This window comes from Stenotrophomonas sp. (genome assembly GCF_032066555.1).
Taxonomy (GTDB): Bacteria; Pseudomonadota; Gammaproteobacteria; order Xanthomonadales; family Xanthomonadaceae; genus Stenotrophomonas.
The window spans coordinates 1-21,482 of record NZ_DAMBKV010000017.1 but is presented as its reverse complement, the minus strand read 5'-3'; the positions used below and the strand labels follow the sequence as shown (position 1 = coordinate 21,482).

The window sequence follows — 21,482 nt, the reverse complement described above, 5'->3', positions numbered from 1 at the left end:
ATGCTCGGCATTTGTTTTGCCCTGTAGTGCCGAGCCATGCTCGGCATTTGTTTTGCCCTGTAGTGCCGAGCCATGCTCGGCATTTGTTTTGTCCTGTAGTGCCGAGCCATGCTCGGCAGAGGCCTTACCGGTGAAACCCCTTGCCGAGCATGGCTCGGCACTACAGTTCAATTCTTCTTGGCAGGCGCTGCAGGCGCCGGCACGGCCGCACCCTTGGCGACGCGGATGCCATTGGCTTTCATCCAGGCATCGAACTGATCGGCGCTCATCTTCTGCTCGCCCTGCTGCATCATGAAACGGTAATTGCCCAGTGCATCCTTCTCGGCCACCGGCGTTTCCACCCGCACTTCGATCGGCTTGTCGTCATGCTTGGCGGTCTTCTTGCCCGAAGAAGCGCAACCGGCCAGCACCGCAACCGAAGCCGCTACCAGAACGATGCTAGAGACACGGGAAAGAGCTTGCATGGCAATAACCTCAAGGAATTAGAGTCGCAGTCTAATCCACCATCTAAGCAAGTGCAGCTATTTGCCTGAATTAATTGAAATTAGTCATTTCTGTTTGCATGCCCAGTCTTGCTGGCAGCGCCCAGCGCATTCAGTTCCGCCGCGCTCAGTTCACGCCATTGGCCCTTGCCCAGCTCGCCCAGTTGTACCGGTCCGATCGCGACGCGCATCAAGCGCAGCACCTCCAACCCGAGGGCCTTGAGCAGGCGCCGGATATGGCGGTTGCGCCCTTCATCCAGCACCACCTCCAGCCACGCGGTACGTTCGCCATGCCGCAGCAGCTGTACCGAATGCGCCGCCAAGCGTTCGCCTTCGTCCTCGATACCCACCTGCATGCGCACAAGCAGCGCTGCGTCGGGCACAGCATCCACCTGCACCCGGTAGGTTTTCAATGGGCCGGTGCTGGGCTCGGTGAGACGTGCCGCCCATTCCGGGTCATTGCTGAAGAACAGCAGGCCTTCGCTGGCCTTGTCCAGGCGCCCCACTGGTGCCATCCACGGCAATCCGGCGCCTTCAAAGCACTGGTAGACGGTATCGCGGCCCTGCTCGTCCTGCACCGTGGTCACCAGGCCACGCGGCTTGTTCAAGGCCAGGTAAAGGCGGCGCGGCGCGCTCAATGAATGCCCATCCAGCATTACCTGCTGACGACCCGCCACCACCGGGAACTCCGGGTCGCGCACCACCTTGCCATCGACGCTGACGCGACCATCAAGCACCCGCCGAGTCGCCTCGGTGCGCGAGCACACGCCGGCCTTTGACAGCACCCGTGCCAGGCCATGCCGAACCCCGCCTGCGGCAGCGTTGCGAGAAGACGTTGCGTTGTTGGATGCGCGCGAAAGCAAACGCCCGCCGGGCGTTGCGCGGCGGGCGGGCGGGTGACGCGGAGGCTTGGATGACGCCATCAGGTCTCCAGGCAGCCGTTGCCGCCTTACTTGACCTCGGCAGCAGGCTGCGCGGCAGCCGGTGCAGCCGCCGCATCGGTGGCTGCCGGCCGCGCCTTGACCACGCGCACGCCGCGCGCCTTCATCCATGCGTCGAATTCTTCGGCAGTCATGCGCTTGCCGTTCTGGCTCATGTCAAAACGCCACGGCGTATTGTCGAACTCGGTCTGCGGCTTGTAGGCGGTTGGATCGTTGGCATTGATCGCCGGACGCGCCGGGATGGCGTTGGCGACGTTGTTGCAGCTCTCGACACGCAGCCGCATCAGCACGCGATCGAGCGACTGCTCCTCACCGCCGGTACCGCTCAATACGCCAGACGGCATGCCCAACTGGCCCGGACGCACGTACAGCTCCGAAGCGACCGGTGCGATCAGCGAGGTGGCCAGCGGCGCCGGCGTCACCGCACTGGCCGAACAATCCACGGCTGCATGGGCGGCAGGCACAGATGCCAGGGCGACAAGACCAGCCAGAGCGATACGCAGCATTGGATTTCCATTCGGCAAGTTAACGCGGCGAGTGTAGGCAGCGCCCGCAGCGCTTTCAACCGTTAAATGCGCGCAAACCGCGATTGCCTGCCAACGTCACACAAATTGCCCGCTGAATTCGCATGGGCAAAAAAAACAAGGCCCGGCAGATGCCGGGCCTTGTTCTCAAACTGTAGTACTGAAACCGAAGCGTCCGATTAGTTCTGGACGTTCAGCTCGGTACGACGGTTCTTTGCGCGACCTTCCGGGTTGTCCGAACCATCAGCGTTGGTGTTCGGAGCAATCGGACGGCTCTCGCCGTAGCCGATCGGGCCCTGCAGGCGCGATGCCGACACACCATTGGTGGTCAGGTAGTCGTACACAGCCTTGGCGCGACGCTCGGACAGCTTCTGGTTGTAAGCGTCGGTACCCTTCGAGTCGGTGTGACCGGCAACTTCAACGCGCAGATCCGGGTAACGCTTCAGGATCTCGGTGGCTTCGCTCAGGATCGACACGGCGTCCGGACGCAGGGTGGCCTTGTCGAAGTCGAAGTTCACGCCCTTCAGGTCGATCGAGACCGGCACCGGGCAACCGTCCGGACCAATGGTCTGACCAGGCTGCGAGGTCGGGCACTTGTCGTCGCAGTTGTTGACGCCGTCGCCGTCGTCATCCAGGTCTGCGCAGCTCGGAGCAACCGGGGTCGGTGCCGGAGCAACAGCAGCGACCGGAGCCGGACCCAGCGGGATCACGACGCCGACCGAAGCCAGCACGTCGCCGAACCAATCTTCCTGCTTGCCGCCAGCGGCGCGCGGAGCAATGCTCTGGTCGTCGAAGTCAGCGCGGTAAGCCAGTTCAGCACGCACAGCGACGCGCTTTTCGAAGGTGGTCTGCAGACCAACGCCGACCTTGGCAGCCAGGTTGCCGTCCTTGCGATCCTTCAGCTCAGCGCCGGACAGGTATTCTTCTTCCGACTTCTGGTAGCCCAGACCTGCCAGCAGGTACGGGTTCCAGCCGCGGCCTTCCTGGATGAAGTGGCGACGCAGGTCCAGCGAAACGCCGTACTGCGACCAGTTCTGGTCCTGGTTGTTGTCGAAGTTCGGGTTCTGATAGTTCAGTTCACCGTCCAGCGACCAGTTCGGGCTGATGAACTTGCCCAGACCCAGCGTGGCGAACGGAGCGTCGTTGGTGCCACGGTCGCCGTCCTGGAAGTTGAAACCGGCCGAACCGGTCAGGTACCAGCGGTCGTCAAATTCCTGAGCCGAAGCGGCCTGGGCGAAAGCCAGACCACCGAGCAGCGCGGCAGTAAGGATCTTCTTGTTCATGAAATACAGCTCCTTGTTTCGGGGGTATGAAACCGGTAGAGGCATGGTCCAGCACAGCGATAATCTTCGTCGCGTTCAGAGACGGCCGTTTCCTCACGCCATCGCGGTGCACATTATGCGCTTGGCCGTGAAGACGATGTTAACAGGCTCGTAACAAATGCAGCGACCACCAGACCCCTACGTGTCCGGCTTGGCGCAACGTATACAGCTTGATCAAAGGACGCAAGAGCCAGCTGTCGCAAGGCTTCCGGGGAAAATGCTGCGCCGCAGCTCGTTTCAGATGACAAACCCTTAATAAACGGGGCTTACGCCCCCAGTTACCGCCAGCTGAACCGTTTGCTCGGTATGATGATTTTGCTCCCCCGCAACGGAACTTTTCCGCATGAAAGCAATCGGCCTGACCCGCTACCTTGCCATCGATGATCCGGATGCTCTGCTGGATCTGACCCTACCGGTCCCGGCGGCCCCGCAAGGCCAGGATCTTCTCATTCAGGTTCAAGCAGTTTCTGTTAATCCGGTAGACACGAAACTCCGCGCGCCCAAAACCGGCGAAGAGAATCCGCCGCGGATATTGGGCTTTGACGCCGCCGGCACCGTTGTCGCGGTCGGCCCGGAAGTAAGCGCATTTGAAGTCGGCGATGAGGTCTATTACGCGGGCGACGTCACCCGCCCGGGCTGCAACGCCCAGCTGCAGCTGGTCGACGAACGTCTGGTCGGGCGCAAGCCCACAACCTTGGATTTCGCCGAGGCGGCGGCACTGCCACTGACCACGCTTACGGCGTGGGAACTGTTGTTCCAGCGCATGCCCTACCAGTTGGACGGCCGCCGCAATGTCGGCAAGACCTTGTTGATCATCGGCGGCGCAGGTGGCGTCGGTTCGATGGCGATCCAGCTCGGCCGCCACGCCGGCTTCACCGTGGTGGCCACCGCCTCGCGCCCGCAAAGCGTGTCCTGGTGCGAGCAGATGGGCGCGGCGCATGTCATCGACCACCGCCAGCCCTTGGCCGCGCAGCTGCAGGCGCTGGGTATCAACAGCGTGGATGCGGCACTCAACCTGGCCAACACCGATCTGTACTGGCAGCAGTTGGGGGAACTGTTGGCACCACAAGGCCATGTCGGCTTGATCGTCGAGCCTGCCGGTGCGTTGCGCATCGGCGATCCCTATAAAGCCAAGTGCATCGGCATCCATTGGGAATTCATGTTTGCCCGCGCCCGCTTCCGCACTGCCGACATGATCGAGCAGCACCGCATCCTGACCCGCGCTGCCAGCCTGATCGACGCCGGCGAATTGCGGACCACGTTGAGCGAACGCCTTGGCACGATCAACGCCGAGCATCTGCGCCAAGCCCACCGTCAGCTGGAAGCCGGCAGCACCATCGGCAAGCTGGCACTGGAAGGCTGGGACTAGAACCCCCGGCTTCCCCTGCGCCAGCGCGGCACTGCGTCTGGCGCAGGCGTCCCTCCATCGAGGCTGCCCGTCAGCGGCAGCCAGCACCTTGCGGCCCGTCATGTCCTCCTTGCGCCTTGTGTCACGCCTGCTGCAGCTGCTGCTGGGCTTGTTCCTGTTTGGTATCGCCTCCTCGTTGATGATCCGTGCCGGCATCGGCATTGCCCCGTGGGACGTGCTGAGCCAGGGCATCGCCCTGCGCAGCGGCTGGGGCTTCGGCGTGATCACCAATCTGGTCGGTGTCTGCGTCCTGCTGATGTGGCTGCCATTGCGGCAGAAGCCCGGACTGGGCACGGTATTGAACGTACTGCTGATCGGCCCCAGCGCACAGCTCGGCCTGGACCTGCTGCCCGCGGCACAGGGCCTGTGGTGGCAGTTGTTGCTGTTCGCCGCCGGGCTTGTACTGCTGGCCGTGGCCACCGGGCTCTATATCGGTGCGCGTTTCGGGCCGGGCCCGCGCGATGGCCTGATGACCGGACTGCACGCCCGCACCGGTTGGCCGATCTGGAAGGTGCGCACCCTGATCGAAGCCTGCGCGCTGGCGGTGGGCTGGTGGCTGGGCGGCAATGTCGGCTGGGGCACGCTGGCCTTCGCCTTGCTGATCGGGCCCCTGTGCGGCGTCACCCTGCCCTTGTTTGATCGCCAGCCGCGCGCAACGGCCGCTGCCCCGACCGCGTGATCAACGGGGCGCGCCGTCAGCGCCGATTGCGCAATACCTGCTGGCGGATATGCCAGTCACGCAAGGCAACCCAGGCCGCCGCCTGCCGCACCTGCGCAGCACTGACCGGATCCGGCGCTTCGCCCTGAACCTGCAGGTGGCGGGAATCACGCCAGCGGTGCAGGCGCGGCTTGTCCAAGGGGAACAACAGACCGCTGCGGGTATACAGGCGGTCGAACTGCGCCAGCGCCTCCCCACCGTTGGGTGCGGCCTGCCAGAGATTGCGTCCGGTCGCGAAGTAGCGCTGGCCCGGCAACGCCAGTTCCACCAGGGTGGGCAGCAGATCGGCATGGCCGGCCAAGGCCTGGGTATCCGGCACGCTGCCGGCCGGCGCAAAGGCCGGCGGCACGCGTAGCCAGGCGAACACCCGATCCACGTCCACCTGCTCGGCCGGCAGGTCATAACGGTAATGCGAACGCAGATTGTGGTCGCCCGCCATCGCCACGATGGTGCGTTCGCCCAGGGCTTGCTCGCGCAGCTGCTGCAAGAAAGCGCCGAGTTCATCGGCCTGGTACTGATAGGTAGCCAACATTTTCCGCAGCTCGCCCGTATCGGCCAGCGCGCGTGGCCCCAATGCGGCCGGATCCAGCGGGTATTCCCGACGGGGGGTATCCAGGACGTGCGGGGGATGGTTGCTGGTCGTCAGCAGCACCATGAACAAGCGCTCGCCACGGGCATCGGCCTCGCTCAACAAGGTCTGCGCAAAGCGGAACAGCCAAGCGTCATACAGGCCCCATTCGGTACCGCTCGCCTGCGCAAAACGCGCCTTGATGTCGCGCGCGTCGTACACCCGGTCAAAGCCCTGGTTGGGAAGCGCGGTGCCGAGCTCACGCCAATCACTGCCGCCGCCGTAGATGAACACGGTGCGGTAACCCGCGCGCTTGAACGGCAATGCCGCCGAGGTATCGAACGCCAGCCGGGCATTGCTGCCCAGCGCCAGCGGGGTGATCGGCGTGCCCAGTATCAGGTTCTCCAGTTCCGGATGGGTGCCGTTCTGGCCCGCAATGAAATTGTCGAAGCGCTGGCCGGTGGGCAACTCGGCACGCAGGCGGCCGAGCATGTCGTTGTCCTTGCTGTCGGTATACAGCAGGTCCTGGCCGAACGATTCGAGCAGACCCAGCACCACATGCGGTGACTGCGCCAGCCCGCGCGGTTGCCCGGGCGCAACCGGGAACAATGCCGCCTGCAGTGCCTGCGGATCCGCCGAGGCCAGCCCCGCCACCTTGGCCGCCTCCCCAAGGTCGGCAAATCCAAGCCGCTTCACGCCTACCAGCGGATCGTTGCCGATGTCCGTCTCCTTGGCGCGCGTGCGGGCCGCACGGTAAAGCGTCAGTGGTGCGTTCAGCACAAGCGCGTTGACGAAGGGGTCAGCCGATACCGTCACATCCCTTCGTATCAAGGGGAAGTTGCCGACACTGCCGCGTGCCAGCAGGACCAGCAATACACATTGCAGCACCAGCAGCAGGGCGCGCGTCCACCGGCCGGAACCACGCGGCCAGCGCCGTGCCAGCCAGGTGCCGCTGCGCGGAATGGCCCAGTACAGCAGGCCAGCAACCGTCAGCAGGCCCACTACTCCGCGGATCACCGGATAGTCGTCCCAGACCGTGCCCAGGATCGCCCCGGTGTCGTCCTCGAACATGCCGAATACGATGGGATCAAAGCGCGTCTTATAGAACGCGTAATAGAAGTGCTCACATAGCGAGAGCAGCACGAACAGCAGCAGCACCGCCAACAACAGGTGCTGGGCCAGACGTACCGCCGCTTCCCGTCGCCCGGCCAGCCAGACCGGAACCGTCAGCAGCCCGACCAGCGCGGCACCGACCGCACCTGCCACCATGTCATAACGCATTCCACGGGTCATGGCCGGCCACAGCAGGGCCAGGCCACGCTCACTGCCTGCGTAGTCCCACCACATGAACAGGCGGGCCAGGCCGCCCAGCACGACCATCCCCACCACCAGCATCCAGAGCTGGGGAAACAGCCGCACAACACGTTCTGAAGGGACAACGTTGGAAGGTATTACAGGCATGGAGTTTCCACGGCAGTCAGTCCGTTGCGCGGCGGGGCGGCGCATTGTAAAGACGCTGTAACCCTTTTGGGATGTGTCCAGTGGCGGTTGTGGGGGGCGAAGGATTGAGGCCAGCCGCATTGCCAGTCAGAATGGGCTATTCCATACGCAAGCGTATCCACCATGACGCCAGCCAACGACACCGCCTATCCGCACCTGTTTGCCCCGCTGGACCTGGGTTTCACCCTGCTGCGCAACCGCATCCTGATGGGCTCGATGCATACCGGGCTGGAAGACCACGCGCGCGACTTCCCCAAGCTGGCGGCGTACTTTGGCGAGCGCGCGGCGGGCGGCGCGGCATTGCTGGTGACCGGCGGCTTCGCCCCCAATGTGGTCGGCTGGCTGACCCCATTCGGCAGCAAGCTGTCCTGGCCTTGGGAAGTCAGCCGCCACCGCCAGGTGACCGCAGCGGTGCACGGCCATGGCGCGAAGATCTGCCTGCAGTTGCTGCATGCCGGCCGCTACGGCTACCACCCGCTGCAGGTGGCACCGTCCAAACGCAAGGCGCCAATCAACCCGTTCACCCCGCGCGCACTGTCGGCCGGTGGCGTCGAGCGCCATATAAGTGATTACGCCCGCGCCGCCCGCTACGCCCGTGATGCCGGCTACGACGGCGTCGAGGTGATGGGCTCGGAAGGCTATCTGATCAATGAGTTCATCGCCCCGCGTACCAACGCCCGCAGCGATGCCTGGGGCGGTGACGCAGCCAAGCGCATGCGCTTTGCGGTGGAGATCGTGCGCCGCATCCGAGAGGCCTGCGGGCCGGACTTCATCATCATCTACCGGCTGTCGCTGGTGGACCTGGTCGAGGATGGCAGCAACTGGCAGGAGATCGTGCAGCAGGCCAAGGCCATCGAAGCAGCCGGCGCCACCTTGATCAACTCCGGCATCGGCTGGCATGAGGCGCGCATCCCCACCATTGCCACCTCGGTGCCGCGCGCCGCTTTCGCCGGTGTCACCGCCAAGCTGAAGCCGCACGTTGGCATCCCGCTGATCGCCACCAACCGCATCAACATGCCGGACGTGGCCGAGGGCATCCTGGCCGGCGGTGGTGCCGACATGGTGTCACTGGCGCGGCCGCTATTGGCTGACCCGCAATGGCCGGCCAAGGCCAAGGCCGGCAAGCCCGAGGCGATCAACACCTGCATCGCCTGCAACCAGGCCTGCCTGGACCATGTATTCCAGCAGAAGCGCGCCAGCTGCCTGGTCAACCCGCGCGCCGCGCATGAAACCGAGCTGGTCTACCTGCCGACCAGCGCGCCCAAGCGCGTTGCCGTGGTCGGCGCCGGCCCGGCCGGGCTGGCCTGCGCCACCGTCGCCGCCAGCCGCGGCCACAAGGTGACCCTGTTTGATGCGGCCGACGAGATCGGCGGCCAGTTCAATGTGGCCAAACGCATCCCCGGCAAGGAGGAGTTCCATGAAACCCTGCGCTACTTCCGCCATCAGCTGGCCGAGACCGGAGTCGATGTCCGCTTGAACACCCGCGCCGATGCCGACGCACTCAACGGTTTCGACGAAGTGGTGATCGCCACCGGCATCAGTCCGCGCAAGGTCGATTTCCCGGGTGCCGACCACCCAATGGTCGTCAGCTATCTGGATCTGCTGCTGGGCCGGATCAAGGCCGCCGACAAGGTGGCCATCATCGGTGCCGGCGGCATCGGCTTCGATGTCGGTGAGTTCCTTGTGCATGAAGGCCCGTCACCGGCCCTGGACCCGGCCCGCTGGATGGCCGAATGGGGTGTGGACGCCAGCTTCGAGAGCCGCGGCGCACTGGCCAGGCCACAGCCCGAGGCCCCGGCCCGGAAGGCCTGGCTGCTGCAGCGCAGCCCCGGCAAGCCCGGCGCCAAGCTGGGCAAGACCACCGGCTGGATCCACCGCGCCACGCTCAAGGCCAAGGGCGTGGAGATGCTCGGCGGCGTCGAGTACCTGGGCGTGGATGACAGCGGCCTGCGCATCCGCGTGGATGGCCAGGAGCAGCTGCTGGACGTCGGCACCGTGGTGATCTGCGCCGGTCAGGAACCGCGCCGCGAGCTGGCCGACGCCCTGCAGGCCACCGGCCGCAGCGTCCATGTCATCGGTGGCGCGGATGTCGCTGCAGAACTCGACGCCAAGCGGGCAATCGACCAGGGCAGTCGCCTCGCCGCAGCACTTTGAGACAACCCCCCGTCCGATTTTGGACAGCACCGTCGTAGCCCGGGTAAGCGCAAGCGCACCCGGGACGATTCGCTCAACGCCCTCATCGATATCAACGCCCCCAATCACGGAAGCACAGCGCTTCCCCGGCGACGCGTTCGATGCAGCAGTCGCCTAGAAATGGGGTAGAACTCTCACTTATTTCGGCGTTGAGCAGCGGATCGACGTGACCCCGATTCACCCCGCCGCTGTGCCCGCATAAACCTGAATACGCGTACCCTCGGCGAAAACTGCCCCTCCAACAAACCTGAATGTCAACAAAGACCGTTCAGGATGAGTTTTGGATTGCCCCCCTACCTTGCGCCAACTTCCGCTCACCCACCAGTTCCGGTGAGCAGGCGCAGCCCTCCCCAATCTGATTGAGGGCTGCCCACGGGGCGGCCCCGATGCCACGGCCGCCTCCCCATAACGCCAAGTCGTCGCTGTCCAGCCCCCCATCGGGGGCAGGCAGGCTGCGGCCCATACGGAGCAAGGAGATTTATGAAACTGGCTTGGATTCTTTGGCTGTCGCAGATGTTGCCGCAGCCAGCAGCCGATTCGTTGTGCTTGAGCACCACCGTCTATCTGGAAGCCCGCGACCAGACCCTCCGCGGCCAGCAGGCCGTGGCCGAAGTCGCCCTGCGGCGGCTGGACAGCGGTCTGTGGGGTGACTCGATGTGCCAGGTGGTGACTGCACGCAAGCAGTTCGCCCCGACCCTGGTCGCCCCCGGCACCCAGCTGCGCAACAACGATGCCTGGGCCGAGGCCGTGGACGTGGCCTTTGCCGCCGAGCGCAACTGGGCCCTGCCCAATGGCCAGCGCAAGGAGATCGTGCCCGGTGCCAGCCACTTCGCCGCGCATGCGATTGCCAGCCCAAGCTGGCGCAATGCCTACCAGGTCGCCACCATCGGCGGACATACCTTCTATAAGGTGCAGTCGTTGAAGCCGCGCGCTTCCTGAGCCGACTGAACGTCTGGCGCACTGTCTGTGCCAGGCATGGACACACTGCGTTACGCGCTTGTGGCCATAATGCCCGGGTCTTTCCCCTCCCGAGGTAGCCCTGATGAAGCTCTATACCAAGCCCGGCGCCTGCTCGCTGGCCGACCATATCGCACTGATCTGGTCCGGCCTGCCGTTCGAGCTGCAGATCGTGGACTACGCCACGATGAAGTCGCCCGAGTACCTGAAGATGAACCCGGCCGGCGCCGTGCCGATGCTGGAAGACGGCGGCTGGATCCTGACCCAGAACGCGGCCATCCTGCATTACATCTGCGACAAGGCCCCGGACGCTGGTCTGGAAGGTGGCAGCGACCCGCGTACGCGCGCCGAGGTCAACCGCTGGCTGTCCTTCGTCAACGCCGACCTGCACCCGACCTACTACCCGATCTTCGGCTCGACCAAGTACCTGGAAGACGAGGCGGTCATCGCCCGTACCCAGGAAAACTCGCGACAGAAACTGACGGCCCTGTACCAGCGCATCAATGACCGTCTGGCCGAGGTCGAGTGGCTGGGCGGCACGCCGCGCGCGTCGATTGCCGATGCCTACACCTATGTGACCCTGCGCTGGGCACGTGGGCTGAAGATCGACCTTGCCGGCATGGACGCACTGGACCGCTTCGAGCAGCGCATGCAGGCCGATCCGGCCGTGCAGGCCGCGCTCAAGGCTGAAGGCCTGAGCTGATCCAAGGCATAAGCACTGAACATACACGGGCCGCCGGTTGCATGACCGGCGGCCCGTTGCGTTGGTGGCTTTCCCCCGCTGCTATCGCGCCGACAAGCGCATCACCAGCCGCGGCCGTTCGCGGTACAGCGCCGGATACTGCTGCTTCAACGCGGCGACCTTGGGCAGATCATTGATGCGGATGTAGGCCGACTCCGGATGCAGGGTCAGGTAGTTCTGGTGATAGTCCTCGGCCGCATGAAACACCTTGCCACCGTCGACCTGGGTGACCAGTGGTGCGACGAACACCTTGCTGCGCTGCAGTTGCGCGATGTAGGCGCGCGCCGCATCACGCTGCGCGGCATCATCGGCATAGATGGCCGAACGGTACTGGCTGCCATGGTCCGGCCCCTGCCGGTTGAGCTGGGTCGGGTCGTGCACCACCGAGAAGAACACCTGCAGCAGCTGTCCGTAGCTGACCTGCGAGGGGTCGTAGCTGACCTGCACGGCTTCGGCATGGCCGCTGCCGCCACTGCTCACCCGCGTATACGTGGCATCGGCAGCGCTGCCACCGATGTAACCGGACACCGCGTTGTCCACGCCGGTGATGTGCTGGAACACGCCCTGCACACCCCAGAAGCAGCCGCCGGCAAACACCACCTTTGCCTGTTTGACGCCGGCTTGCTGCAGGTCAGCTGCGCCAGTCGGTGCTGGCAGCCTGATCGACACCGGCGCTACCGGCGCGGCCTGCACCGAACGATCCATGCTGAACACCGCAGCCAGCAGCAATCCGGCAACCATCGCCGCGATGCCGCCGGCGACCAGCTTGTCCGTGGCGATTCTCATCACGTGTCTCCTCGCTTCAACCGAAAGTGAAGGCATAGGCGCGCACGCCCGGATCGAGGAACTCGATCTCGAATGTGCGTTCGCGCACGTCGCCGTTCTGGCGGATCAATTGGTACAGGCGGTTCTGGTCCACCATGCCCTCGCCCTGCGCGGATACGTCGCTGCCAGCCGCGGCGTCCGGCGCCTGACCATCAATACGCACGCGGAAGCGCACCGGCCGCGCCGGGTCCTGCGGCGCCAGCACCAGATGCAGGTCACGCGCATGGAAGCGGAACGCAATACGCCCGCCCGCCTGTTCCAGCTGTGCATCTTCCTCGCCGATGCGCCACTGCCCGCCCAGCGCCCATTGATTGAGCTGCAACTGCATCGGCACGGTGTACGCGGCGACCTGCCCGGCGTGCATGCCGCCCGGCGAGGCGAAGTGCTCGGCGCGGCCATGGCCGATGTAGGTTTCCGGCGACTTCAAACTGCTCATGTCCGCCTGCCGCTCGACGCCATTAGCGGCCATGCGCATCGCCGGTGCCGTGTCACCCGGCAAGCTGTTGCCGGCCTCGCGCAGCAGCTGACGGATGATCTGCTCGGACTGCGCGTAGTTGCCCTCGCCGAAATGATGGGCGCGGATGCGCCCCTGCGCATCGATGAAGTAATGCGCCGGCCAGTACTGGTTGTTGAAGCCCCGCCAGATCGCGAAATCATTGTCGATGGCGACCGGGTAAGTGACCTTCAGGTCCGTCACCGCGCGCTGCACATTGCGCAGATCGCGTTCAAAGGCGAACTCCGGCGCATGCACGCCGATCACCACCAGCCCATGATCCTTGTAGCGCTCGGCCCAGTCGCGCACATAGGGCATGGCACGCAGGCAGTTGATGCAGGAATAGGTCCAGAAATCGACGAGCACCACCTTGCCGCGCAACTGCTGCGCATCCAGCGGCGGGCTGTTCAACCAGCCGGTGGCACCCGCCAGCGACGGCAGCTCGCCTTCCACCGGCAGGCTGGCATCGCCCTTGGCGTCGCCCGCCATCATCATCATCGCCGGGCCTGCAGCGGGTCGTTGCGCAGGCAGCGCATCCAGCAACTGCTGCTCCAGCCTGGCCGTGCTGACCGTGGACAGCCGCGTCAGCAGGCCGGTGTCCCAGCCCATCGCGATTGCCAGCACCGCCAGCAGCGCGGCAATGCCCAGACCACGACGAATCCATTCGCCCACGCCCAGCCGTTGCTTCAAGGCGGTGAACACACGCCCGCCTATCCACACCGCCAAGGCCAGCGAGGTCGCCGCACCCAGCGCATAGGCCAGCAGCAAGCCGGTCGTGCCGACATTTGCCCCCTGCAGCGCTGCGCCAGTCAGGATCAGGCCAAGGATCGGCCCAGCGCAGGGTGCCCACAGCAGGCCGGTGGCAACACCGATCAGCAGCGAGCTCAGCACGCCGCCCTGCCCGGCATCGGCGGCTGCGCCCAGGCGCGCGCCCAGACGCTGCAGCGGCGCCAGCAGCCGGTCTGCCAACGCCGGCCACAGCAGCGCGACGGCGAACAGCGCCATCACCACCAGCGCGATCCAACGCCCGATCTGGTTGGCCTGCGCCACCCACTGACTGCCCACCGCCGCCAGGCTGGCGACCACCGCGAACATCAGCGCCATGCCCACCAGCAGCGGCAGCCCGCTACGCAGGAATGGCCGGTCCGCGCGTGCGAACACAAACGGCAGCACCGGCAGGATGCAGGGGCTGAGCAGGGTGAGTACACCGCCGAGATAGGCCAGTACCAACAGGAGCATGGAAACGTCCTTCTTGAATGAGGGAAGCGGCGCTCAGGCCGCGACGAATTGCAGGGCCACGCCGTTCATGCAGTAGCGCAGGCCGGTCGGACGCGGGCCGTCTTCGAAGACATGGCCCAGATGGCCACCACAGCGCCGGCAATGCACCGCCACCCGGGTCATGCCATAGGAGGTATCGCGGTCCTCGCCTACCGCGCCATGCAGCGGTGCCCAGAAACTGGGCCAGCCGGTACCGCTGTCGAACTTGGTGGCCGAGGAGAACAGCGGCAGCGCGCAGCCCGCACAGTTGAAGGTGCCACGCCGGTGCTCGTTGTTGAGCGGGCTGCTGAAGGCCCGCTCGGTGCCCTGCTGGCGCAGCACCGCGTATTGCGCGGGGGTAAGCTGCTGGCGCCATTGGGCGTCGCTGCGCATCACCTCGAACACGGCGCCGCGTACGGGTGCTGCCGGTGCCGGACCGTTGCAGGCAGTCAGGCCCAGCACGCCAGCAGCGGCGGCCATGCCACCGATACCGAGCAGCTTGCGACGGGTGAGCGACATGGACGTTCTCCAGCCAGGGACGATGTGGCCATGCTGCGCCCGGGCAGGTCAAGGAATCCTCACGCAGAGTTAAATTCTTCGTGACACATCCGCGCGCCGGTCCAAGCACAATGCCAGTCATCCCCAACGACCGCAGGCGTCGATGAGCAGCAGCAAACGCATCCTGATCGTCGAAGACGATGTCCACATCGCCAACCTGCTGCGCATGCACCTGCGTGACGAAGGCTATGAGGTCACCCATGCGGCCAGCGGTGATGAAGGCGTGCGCCTGCTGGAAAGCGGGCAATGGGATGCGCTGGTGCTGGACCTTATGCTGCCTGGCGTGGACGGCCTGGAAATCTGCCGTCGCGCCCGTGCAATGACGCGCTACACGCCGATCATCATCACCAGCGCGCGCGCCAGCGAACTGCACCGCATCCTCGGTCTGGAACTGGGTGCCGACGACTACCTGGCCAAACCGTTCTCGATGCTGGAACTGGTGGCGCGGGTAAAGGCCTTGTTGCGGCGGGTGGAAGCGATGGCACAGAACGCGCGCATCGATGCTGGCGCGATCGAAGTTGCCGGCCTGCGCATCGACCCGGTCGCACGCACCGCACAGGTGGAAGCGCGCCCGCTGGAACTCACCCCGCGCGAATTCGACCTGCTGTATTTCTTCGCCCGCCATCCCGACCAGGTGTATTCGCGGATGGAGCTGCTCAACCAGGTCTGGGGCCATCAACACGATGGCTACGAACACACCGTCAACACCCACATCAACCGCCTGCGCAACAAGATCGAGCACGACCCGGCAGCGCCCAAGCGCATTCTCACGGTGTGGGGACGTGGCTACAAACTGGCGAGCGACGGCGGGAGCACGGCATGAACCGGCTGACGCTTTCGCAGCGCCTGACGCTGGTGTTCTGCGCGTTGCTGTTGATCTGCTGCGGCGCGCTGGCCTGGATACAGATGCGCGGCAACCGCATGCACGAGCAGGAAACCGTGCAGCGCCTGTCACGCGGCCTGGCCGAGCACATCGCCCGCAGCGGCGAGTTGATGGATGCACGCGGCATCCGCGATGGCGAAGTGCGTGCCCTGTTCGGCAAGCTGATGTCGGTCAATCCCAGCGTCGAGGTCTATCTGCTGGATGACGAGGGCCGCATCCTTGGCCATGACGCGCCGGAAGGCCACCTCAAGCGGGACCGCGTTGACCTGGCACCGGTGCAGGCACTGCTCAACGGCAAAAAACTGCCGATCTTCGGCGACGACCCGCGCAGCAGCAGCGGCCGCAAGGTATTCAACGCCGCCCCGCTGTGGGTACAGGGCCGCCAGGTCGGCTACATCTATGTGGTGCTGGTCGGCGAGCAACGTGAAGCACTGGCTGCTGACATCGCTGCCAATAGCAATCTGCGCACCACGCTATGGTCGCTGGCGATCGTCGCGGTGATCGGGCTGCTGGCTGGACTGATCGCGTTCCGCTGGGTGACACGGCCACTACGTCAACTTACCCGGCGCATCCAATCCTTCGACGTGGACAGCGCTGATCCGCGCCTGCCCTTGCCGCCGACACCGCTGCGCGCCGGTGAACGCGACGAGCTGAGCATCCTGCAGCACAGCTTTGCCCATCTGAGCCAGCGCGTCAGCGAACAATGGCAGCAGCTGCGGCAGCAGGACCTGCAGCGCCGCGAACTGGTTGCCAACCTGTCGCACGACCTGCGTACACCGCTGTCGTCATTGCATGGCTATCTGGAAACCCTCGCGCTCAAGGACGCCAGCCTCAGCGCCGAGGAGCGCCAACGCTACCTGGCCATCGCCCTGTCGCAGAGCCACAAGGTTGGTCGGCTTGCACAGGCCTTGTTCGAACTTGCACGACTGGAACACGGCGGTGTGGTGCTGGAGCTGCAGGCGTTCTCGCTGCCGGATCTGGTCCAGGACGTCTTCCAGAAATTCGAACTGGCCGCGCAGTCACGCCAGCAGCAACTCGATGCGGTGATTCCCGTTGGCCTGCCACCGGTGGAAGCCGACCTCGGCCTGATCGAGCGGGTGCTGACCAACCTGCTGGACAACGCGATCCGGCATACACCGGCTGGCGGCCGCATCACGGTGGCGTTGCGCGCGCTCGATGGCGATGTGCAGGTCAGAGTGTCCGATACCGGCCCAGGCATTCCCGCAGCACGCCGCGATCAATTGTTCAGCACGCTACCGGCGCTGGGCAGCCAGCGACCGGACAGTGGTGGCCTGGGCTTGTTGATCGTGCACCGCATCCTGCAGCTGCACCATCGTCAGATCCGTCTGCTCGACAGCGACGATGGCGCGGTATTCGCGTTTGGCTTGCCCACGGCACGCCCGCGCTGACGCGGCAGCACAATGCCTGCCGCAAAGGTCGCGGGATTATCCGATCTCGCGGATCGGATTCCCTTGCCCGTCTCGCAGCAACGTCGGCCGTACCTCGATCTGCAGCTGGCCCGTGGCTAGCGGATAGAGCCCGCGCTCGGCGCGCACGCTATCCAGCATCGCCTGCAGGCTGGCATCGGAGAGCACACAGCGCGCACTGTCATCGTCGCTCTGCATGTCGTCGCTCAGTCCAGGTTCGAACCGCCACTGGCGGTCCTTGCCAAGCAGCACCAGGGCCTTGTCGTGATGCAGCCGCAGCGGCAGCAGTTCCAGCACGCTGGGCACCTGCCCTGCACCCAGCACCAGGGTGGTGACTGCACCTTCAACCGACCAGTCCAGTGTTTCCACAAACAACATGCCGGTACTGGAGCCTTCGCGCTGGCTGCCTACGTCCAGCTGCGCGGCAATGGCGGGATCGCGCAGCAATGAATCGCGCTCCAGCTCGGTGATCCACAGCGGCATCGCCGGCTCCAGCACGGCCAGTACGCCGAGCGTGGACCAGCGTCTGATCGCTGCCATCTCGTCGTCGGTCACCCCTACCAGCTGCAGGAAATTGAGGCGGCCATTGGCGGTATTGATGGCCGGCAACTGCGGGTCGGCGACAAAGGCCAGGTGCCGCAGCCGGGTATCAGTATCCAGCGCGATCGGGCCATTGGCGTCGAGATGGTGCCCCGCCTCGAACACGTTGCCGCTGTTGAAGACGTAGCGCGCAAGGTTCTGCATCAGGTTCATCGGCCACGCCGGCGGCTCGCCGCTTTTGCCGTCGCCTGCCTGTGCAGCAAGCCGGAACGTCAGCTCGAAACCGAAGCCGCTCTCCTGTGGGTCATCACTCTGCTTGTCGTACAGCTCGGAAAATCCGTAGCTGACGTAGTGCCAATGTGGACGCGGCGACTCGCTCCAATAGACGCTGATGCCGTCCAACGGATCGTTGCCGCCCAGCGTATGCGACAGCAGCGTGCCGAAATGTCGCGGCTCCTGCCCCGGGTACAGCACCGCCATTGCGGCGTTGATCGCGTCCCAACCCGCAGTGCTGATATCGCCGCTGCTTTCCTGCGCCATGCATGGCACTCCCATGGTGAACTGGACTCCATGATAGTGCCATGCACGGCCACAGCCGCTTGCTACCCCAGGCCGTCACGGTGATACGGGGCGGCGTGCGGCGACGCTGCCGTCTTCAACCCACAACCAGTGCGCGCGTTTCTTCCAACCAGCGGCTGGCAAATGCCGGGCTCTTGGCCTTGCCCAGCGCGGTGGCCAGTTCCGGCCACAGCTGTTCCAGACTGACTGCCGTCTTGCTGCGGTCTATCTTCAACTGGATCAGATAGCCCTTCAGGCCCAGGTGTTTGCGCACCGATTCGGCCATCCAGTCACGCAGCTGCTGGTAGCGCAGCGGGTCATCGCCCAACTGCGTGGTCATCGGCAACGTCGGTGCCTTGTCAGCGCTGCCGGCAATCGCTTCGATCAGCTGCTGGGCAGCCAGTTGCAGCAATACATCGTCCGGCGCGCGCAGGCCCTGCGCCATCTGCAGCAATTCACGTTCATCGCGCTGGCCGTCCACCAGCAGCAGCACCGAACGCAAGGCCGGTGCCAGCCTCAGTCCACGGTTCTCGATCTCCAGGCGGCCAGCGGCCGTCTTGGCATAGATGAATGCCATTCCCCCCTCCCTCTTTTGTGCATCGCAATACGGTACGCGCGCATCGTTCGGGAGCCCCCGCTCCCGAACCCGCAGCAATCTCTGCCTGCGTACCGCCCCCTTTGCGAGCACCGCCACACCCCGGCCCGGTGGCCTGGTTGCGCGCTATTTCCCCAGCGCGCGGCGGATTTCCTCCAGGGCGCCCGGGTCGTCGAGTGTCGACAGGTCGCCCGGGTCGCGCTGCTCCGCCAATGCCTGCAGTGAACGCCTCAGCAGCTTACCCGAACGGGTCTTGGGAAGCGCGCTGACGATATGTACCTGCGCCGGGCGTGCCACGGCGCCCAGCGAGCCTGTGACCTGCTGCACCATCTCCGCCGCCAGATGCTCGGCAACATCGTTCGGCTGGGCGTGCTTCAAGGTCACGAAAACCAGCGGCACCTGCCCTTTCAGCTCATCGTGCACACCAATCACCGCCGCCTCGGCAACCCGCGGATGGGCGGAGATGGCCTCCTCGATCTCGCGCGTTCCCAGGCGGTGCCCGGCCACATTGATCACGTCATCGGTGCGGCCGAGGATGAAGGTATAGCCGTCGTCATCGCGGATGGCCCAGTCCAGCGAGCTGTACAGCAGCTCCTTGAAGTGGCTGAAATAGCTTTTCAGGAAGCGTTCGTCATCGTTCCAGACCGTGCTCATGCAGCCCGGCGGCAATGGTGGCTGGATCACCAGCACGCCCTTCTGCCCGGCCGGCACCTCGACGCCGGTCTGCTCGTCGATCACCTTCATCCTGTAACCAAGATTCGGAAATCCTGGCGAGCCGAACTTCACCGGCTTCATCTCCAACCCCGGCAACAAGGTCAGTGCCGGCCAGCCGGTTTCGGTCTGCCAGTAGTTGTCGATGACCGGTTTGTGCAACGCCCCGGTGATCCACTTCGCAGTCGGCTCGTCCAACGGCTCGCCGGCCAGGAACAGGTACTTCAGCTCGGACAGGTCGTGCCGATCGATGAAGTCCACGTCATGCTTCTTCAGCACCCGGATCGCGGTGGGCGAGGAAAACATCGTGCGCACGCCGTATTGCTCGCACAACGCCCACCAGATACCGGCATCGGGATTGATCGGCAGCCCTTCGTACAGCAGCGAGGTGCAGCCACCGATCAACGGACCATAGACGTTATAGGAATGGCCCACCGCCCAGCCGACATCGGAGGTGGAGAACATCACCTGCCCCGGCGCGCAGTCGAACACGGTGCGCATCGACTGCGCCATCGCCACCGCATAGCCACCCACATCGCGCTGCACGCCCTTGGGTTTGCCGGTGGTGCCGGAGGTATACAGCAGGTAGCTAGGCTCATTGGACTCCAGCCATCGCACCGGCACCTCGACATCACCGACCTGCGCACGCAGCTGTGCGTAGTCTTCGTCGCGGCCGGCGATGCGCGGCTCGGCTGCATCCAGACCGCGCGAGACGATCAATACCTTGGGTGGCGGCGTAGTGGCTTCAGCGCAGGCAGCATCGACCATCGCCTTGTACGGAATGACCTTGCCACCGCGCATGCCAGCATCGGCCGCGATCAGCAGTTTGGGCTTTGCGTCATCGATGCGCAGCGCCAGGTTGTGCGCGGCAAAGCCGCCGAACACGACGGAGTGCACCGCACCGATGCGCGCGCAGGCCAGCATCGCGAACACCGCCTCGGCCATGTTCGGCATGTAGATGACGACGCGATCACCGCGGCCGACATCGAGCTTGAGCAGCACCGCGGCGAAGGCATTCACTTCGCGATACAGATCGCGGTAAGTCAGTTCGCGGGTGACGTTGGTTTCGGTGGAGATGGCCACCAGCGCCAACTGCTCGGCGCGCTCGGCCAGATGCCGATCTACCGCGTTGTAGCAGAGGTTGGTTTCGCCACCGACGAACCAGCGCCGGAATGGTGGATTGGAGTAGTCCAGGATCCGCTGCGGCGGACGATGCCAGTGGATCGCCTTGGCTTCTTCAGCCCAGAACGCTTCTGGTTCTTCAATGGAACGGCGGTAGATCTGCTCGTACTGCACGACACCCTCCGGCAACTCCCTGACTGTGTGCCGAGCATAGTCCGGAGGATGGGGGGACTCCTTGCGACGATGGTCTTAAGACCAAAGGCTCGGGGGCGGAAATTTCGGGACTATGGGCCTTGGGCGACGAGCCAAAAGCTAAAAGCTAAAAGCTTGCCCTCACCCCAACCCCTCTCCCGCTAGCGGGAGAGGGGCTAGTGCACTGGCAGCCTACGCATTACTAGCCCCTCTCCCGTCTACGGGAGAGGGGTTGGGGCGAGGGGAAGCTTCCAGCAAGAACAGCCTCCGCCTTAGAAAGGACACTCAGAAACAAACTCCAAAGGCACACCACTCAGCGGATGCACAAACCCCAGCCGTCGCGCATGCAGGCAAACCCGCGACGCGGGCTGCGCGTCATACATCACGTCACCCGCGATCGGATGACCAATGCTTGCCAGATGCAAGCGCAGCTGATGGCTGCGCCCGGTCACCGGCTCCAGCTCGACCCGCGTGGTCTGCGCAGCGACATCGCGCGCCAGCACCCGCCAACGCGTCAGCGACGGTTTGCCCAGTTCAAAGCTCACCATCTGCTTTGGCCGGTTCGGCCAATCACAGATCAGCGGCAGATCAATCTCGCCGGATTCACCCTCGACCAATCCCTGCACCAGCGCTTCATAGCGCTTGCTGACCTGGCGCTGCTCAAACTGCTTGGACAAGGCAATCTGCATCGCCTTGCCCCGCGCATACAACATCAGCCCCGAGGTCACCTGATCCAGTCGATGCACGGTCAACGCATCGGGATAGTCACGCTGCAAACGCGATACGACGCAATCCTGGTTCTCCGGCAAGCGCCCGGGCACGGACAGCACCCCGGCCGGCTTCTCCGCCACCAGCAGCGCCTCGTCGATGTAGTGCAACGCGATCTTGTCAGTCATATCCAAGAGACAAATGTAGTGCCGAGCCATGCTCGGCAGAGGCCTTACCGATAAACCGTCAATCCGGCAA

At 64.8% G+C, this 21,482-nt stretch carries 19 protein-coding genes; 7 read left to right on the top strand and 12 right to left on the bottom strand.

The window, feature by feature from the left end:
* Positions 1-167: 167 nt before the first annotated feature.
* The 4 genes from RT131_RS15980 to RT131_RS15965 form a co-directional block, all read right to left on the bottom strand.
* Positions 168-464, bottom strand: coding sequence for a hypothetical protein (locus RT131_RS15980; protein ID WP_313173772.1), 297 nt, complete (start codon positions 462-464; stop codon positions 168-170).
* Between the two features lie 80 nt (positions 465-544).
* Positions 545-1,405, bottom strand: coding sequence for a pseudouridine synthase (locus RT131_RS15975; protein WP_313173771.1), 861 nt, complete (start codon positions 1,403-1,405; stop codon positions 545-547).
* Between the two features lie 26 nt (positions 1,406-1,431).
* The gene (locus RT131_RS15970; protein ID WP_313173770.1) at positions 1,432-1,929 is read right to left on the bottom strand and encodes a hypothetical protein; all 498 of its coding nucleotides are present in this window, start codon (positions 1,927-1,929) and stop codon (positions 1,432-1,434) included.
* Between the two features lie 197 nt (positions 1,930-2,126).
* On the bottom strand, positions 2,127-3,230 hold the full coding sequence (locus RT131_RS15965; RefSeq protein ID WP_313173769.1) for an OmpA family protein: 1,104 nt from the start codon (positions 3,228-3,230) through the stop codon (positions 2,127-2,129).
* 382 nt (positions 3,231-3,612) lie between these two features.
* Between RT131_RS15965 and RT131_RS15960 the strand changes: the two genes are divergently transcribed.
* Together RT131_RS15960 and RT131_RS15955 are read left to right on the top strand one after the other, a co-directional pair.
* Positions 3,613-4,638 (top strand): zinc-binding alcohol dehydrogenase family protein, encoded by a 1,026-nt coding sequence (locus RT131_RS15960; RefSeq protein ID WP_313173768.1) that lies wholly within the window; start codon positions 3,613-3,615, stop codon positions 4,636-4,638.
* Between the two features lie 100 nt (positions 4,639-4,738).
* Positions 4,739-5,356 carry a hypothetical protein gene (locus RT131_RS15955; RefSeq protein WP_313173767.1) on the top strand — a complete coding sequence of 206 codons (618 nt, stop codon included), beginning with the start codon at positions 4,739-4,741 and terminating at the stop codon, positions 5,354-5,356.
* A 16-nt stretch (positions 5,357-5,372) separates the two neighbouring features.
* On the opposite strand, the gene RT131_RS15950 is transcribed toward RT131_RS15955, so the two are convergent.
* The gene (locus RT131_RS15950; RefSeq protein WP_313173766.1) at positions 5,373-7,382 is read right to left on the bottom strand and encodes an LTA synthase family protein; all 2,010 of its coding nucleotides are present in this window, start codon (positions 7,380-7,382) and stop codon (positions 5,373-5,375) included.
* A gap of 204 nt (positions 7,383-7,586) precedes the next feature.
* Between RT131_RS15950 and RT131_RS15945 the strand changes: the two genes are divergently transcribed.
* From RT131_RS15945 to RT131_RS15935, 3 genes are all read left to right on the top strand, one after another.
* The gene (locus tag RT131_RS15945; protein ID WP_313173765.1) at positions 7,587-9,617 is read left to right on the top strand and encodes an NADPH-dependent 2,4-dienoyl-CoA reductase; all 2,031 of its coding nucleotides are present in this window, start codon (positions 7,587-7,589) and stop codon (positions 9,615-9,617) included.
* 519 nt (positions 9,618-10,136) lie between these two features.
* Positions 10,137-10,595 (top strand): cell wall hydrolase, encoded by a 459-nt coding sequence (locus RT131_RS15940; protein WP_057629626.1) that lies wholly within the window; start codon positions 10,137-10,139, stop codon positions 10,593-10,595.
* A 103-nt stretch (positions 10,596-10,698) separates the two neighbouring features.
* A complete protein-coding gene (locus tag RT131_RS15935; RefSeq protein WP_313173764.1) occupies positions 10,699-11,316 on the top strand; it encodes a glutathione S-transferase N-terminal domain-containing protein in 618 nt (205 codons plus the stop codon).
* A gap of 81 nt (positions 11,317-11,397) precedes the next feature.
* Here the strand turns inward: RT131_RS15935 and msrA are convergent, their stop codons facing one another.
* The 3 genes from msrA to msrB are packed head-to-tail and all read right to left on the bottom strand — an operon-like array spanning position 11,398 to position 14,449.
* On the bottom strand, positions 11,398-12,141 hold the full coding sequence (gene msrA / locus RT131_RS15930) for a peptide-methionine (S)-S-oxide reductase MsrA (protein ID WP_313173763.1): 744 nt from the start codon (positions 12,139-12,141) through the stop codon (positions 11,398-11,400).
* Positions 12,142-12,157: 16 nt separating this feature from the next.
* Complete coding sequence (locus tag RT131_RS15925; protein WP_313173762.1) at positions 12,158-13,912, bottom strand: cytochrome c biogenesis protein DipZ; 1,755 nt, start codon at positions 13,910-13,912, stop codon at positions 12,158-12,160.
* A 33-nt stretch (positions 13,913-13,945) separates the two neighbouring features.
* Positions 13,946-14,449 (bottom strand): peptide-methionine (R)-S-oxide reductase MsrB, encoded by a 504-nt coding sequence (gene msrB, locus RT131_RS15920; protein ID WP_313173761.1) that lies wholly within the window; start codon positions 14,447-14,449, stop codon positions 13,946-13,948.
* A gap of 142 nt (positions 14,450-14,591) precedes the next feature.
* Here msrB and RT131_RS15915 point away from each other — a divergent pair, with 142 nt between their 5' ends.
* Positions 14,592-15,311 carry a response regulator transcription factor gene (locus RT131_RS15915; RefSeq protein ID WP_313173760.1) on the top strand — a complete coding sequence of 240 codons (720 nt, stop codon included), beginning with the start codon at positions 14,592-14,594 and terminating at the stop codon, positions 15,309-15,311.
* A complete protein-coding gene (locus RT131_RS15910) occupies positions 15,308-16,780 on the top strand; it encodes an ATP-binding protein (RefSeq protein WP_313173759.1) in 1,473 nt (490 codons plus the stop codon). The genes RT131_RS15915 and RT131_RS15910 overlap by 4 nt, the downstream gene beginning before the upstream one ends.
* A gap of 36 nt (positions 16,781-16,816) precedes the next feature.
* Here RT131_RS15910 and RT131_RS15905 read toward each other — a convergent pair whose 3' ends face one another.
* The 4 genes from RT131_RS15905 to RT131_RS15890 form a co-directional block, all read right to left on the bottom strand.
* Positions 16,817-17,893: a suppressor of fused domain protein gene (locus tag RT131_RS15905; protein ID WP_313173758.1), complete on the bottom strand. Its 1,077-nt coding sequence runs from the start codon at positions 17,891-17,893 to the stop codon at positions 16,817-16,819.
* Between the two features lie 100 nt (positions 17,894-17,993).
* The gene (locus tag RT131_RS15900; RefSeq protein WP_313173757.1) at positions 17,994-18,473 is read right to left on the bottom strand and encodes a hypothetical protein; all 480 of its coding nucleotides are present in this window, start codon (positions 18,471-18,473) and stop codon (positions 17,994-17,996) included.
* Between the two features lie 144 nt (positions 18,474-18,617).
* On the bottom strand, positions 18,618-20,498 hold the full coding sequence (prpE, locus tag RT131_RS15895) for a propionate--CoA ligase (RefSeq protein ID WP_313173756.1): 1,881 nt from the start codon (positions 20,496-20,498) through the stop codon (positions 18,618-18,620).
* Between the two features lie 290 nt (positions 20,499-20,788).
* Positions 20,789-21,412: an RluA family pseudouridine synthase gene (locus RT131_RS15890; protein ID WP_313173814.1), complete on the bottom strand. Its 624-nt coding sequence runs from the start codon at positions 21,410-21,412 to the stop codon at positions 20,789-20,791.
* Positions 21,413-21,482 lie beyond the last annotated feature (70 nt).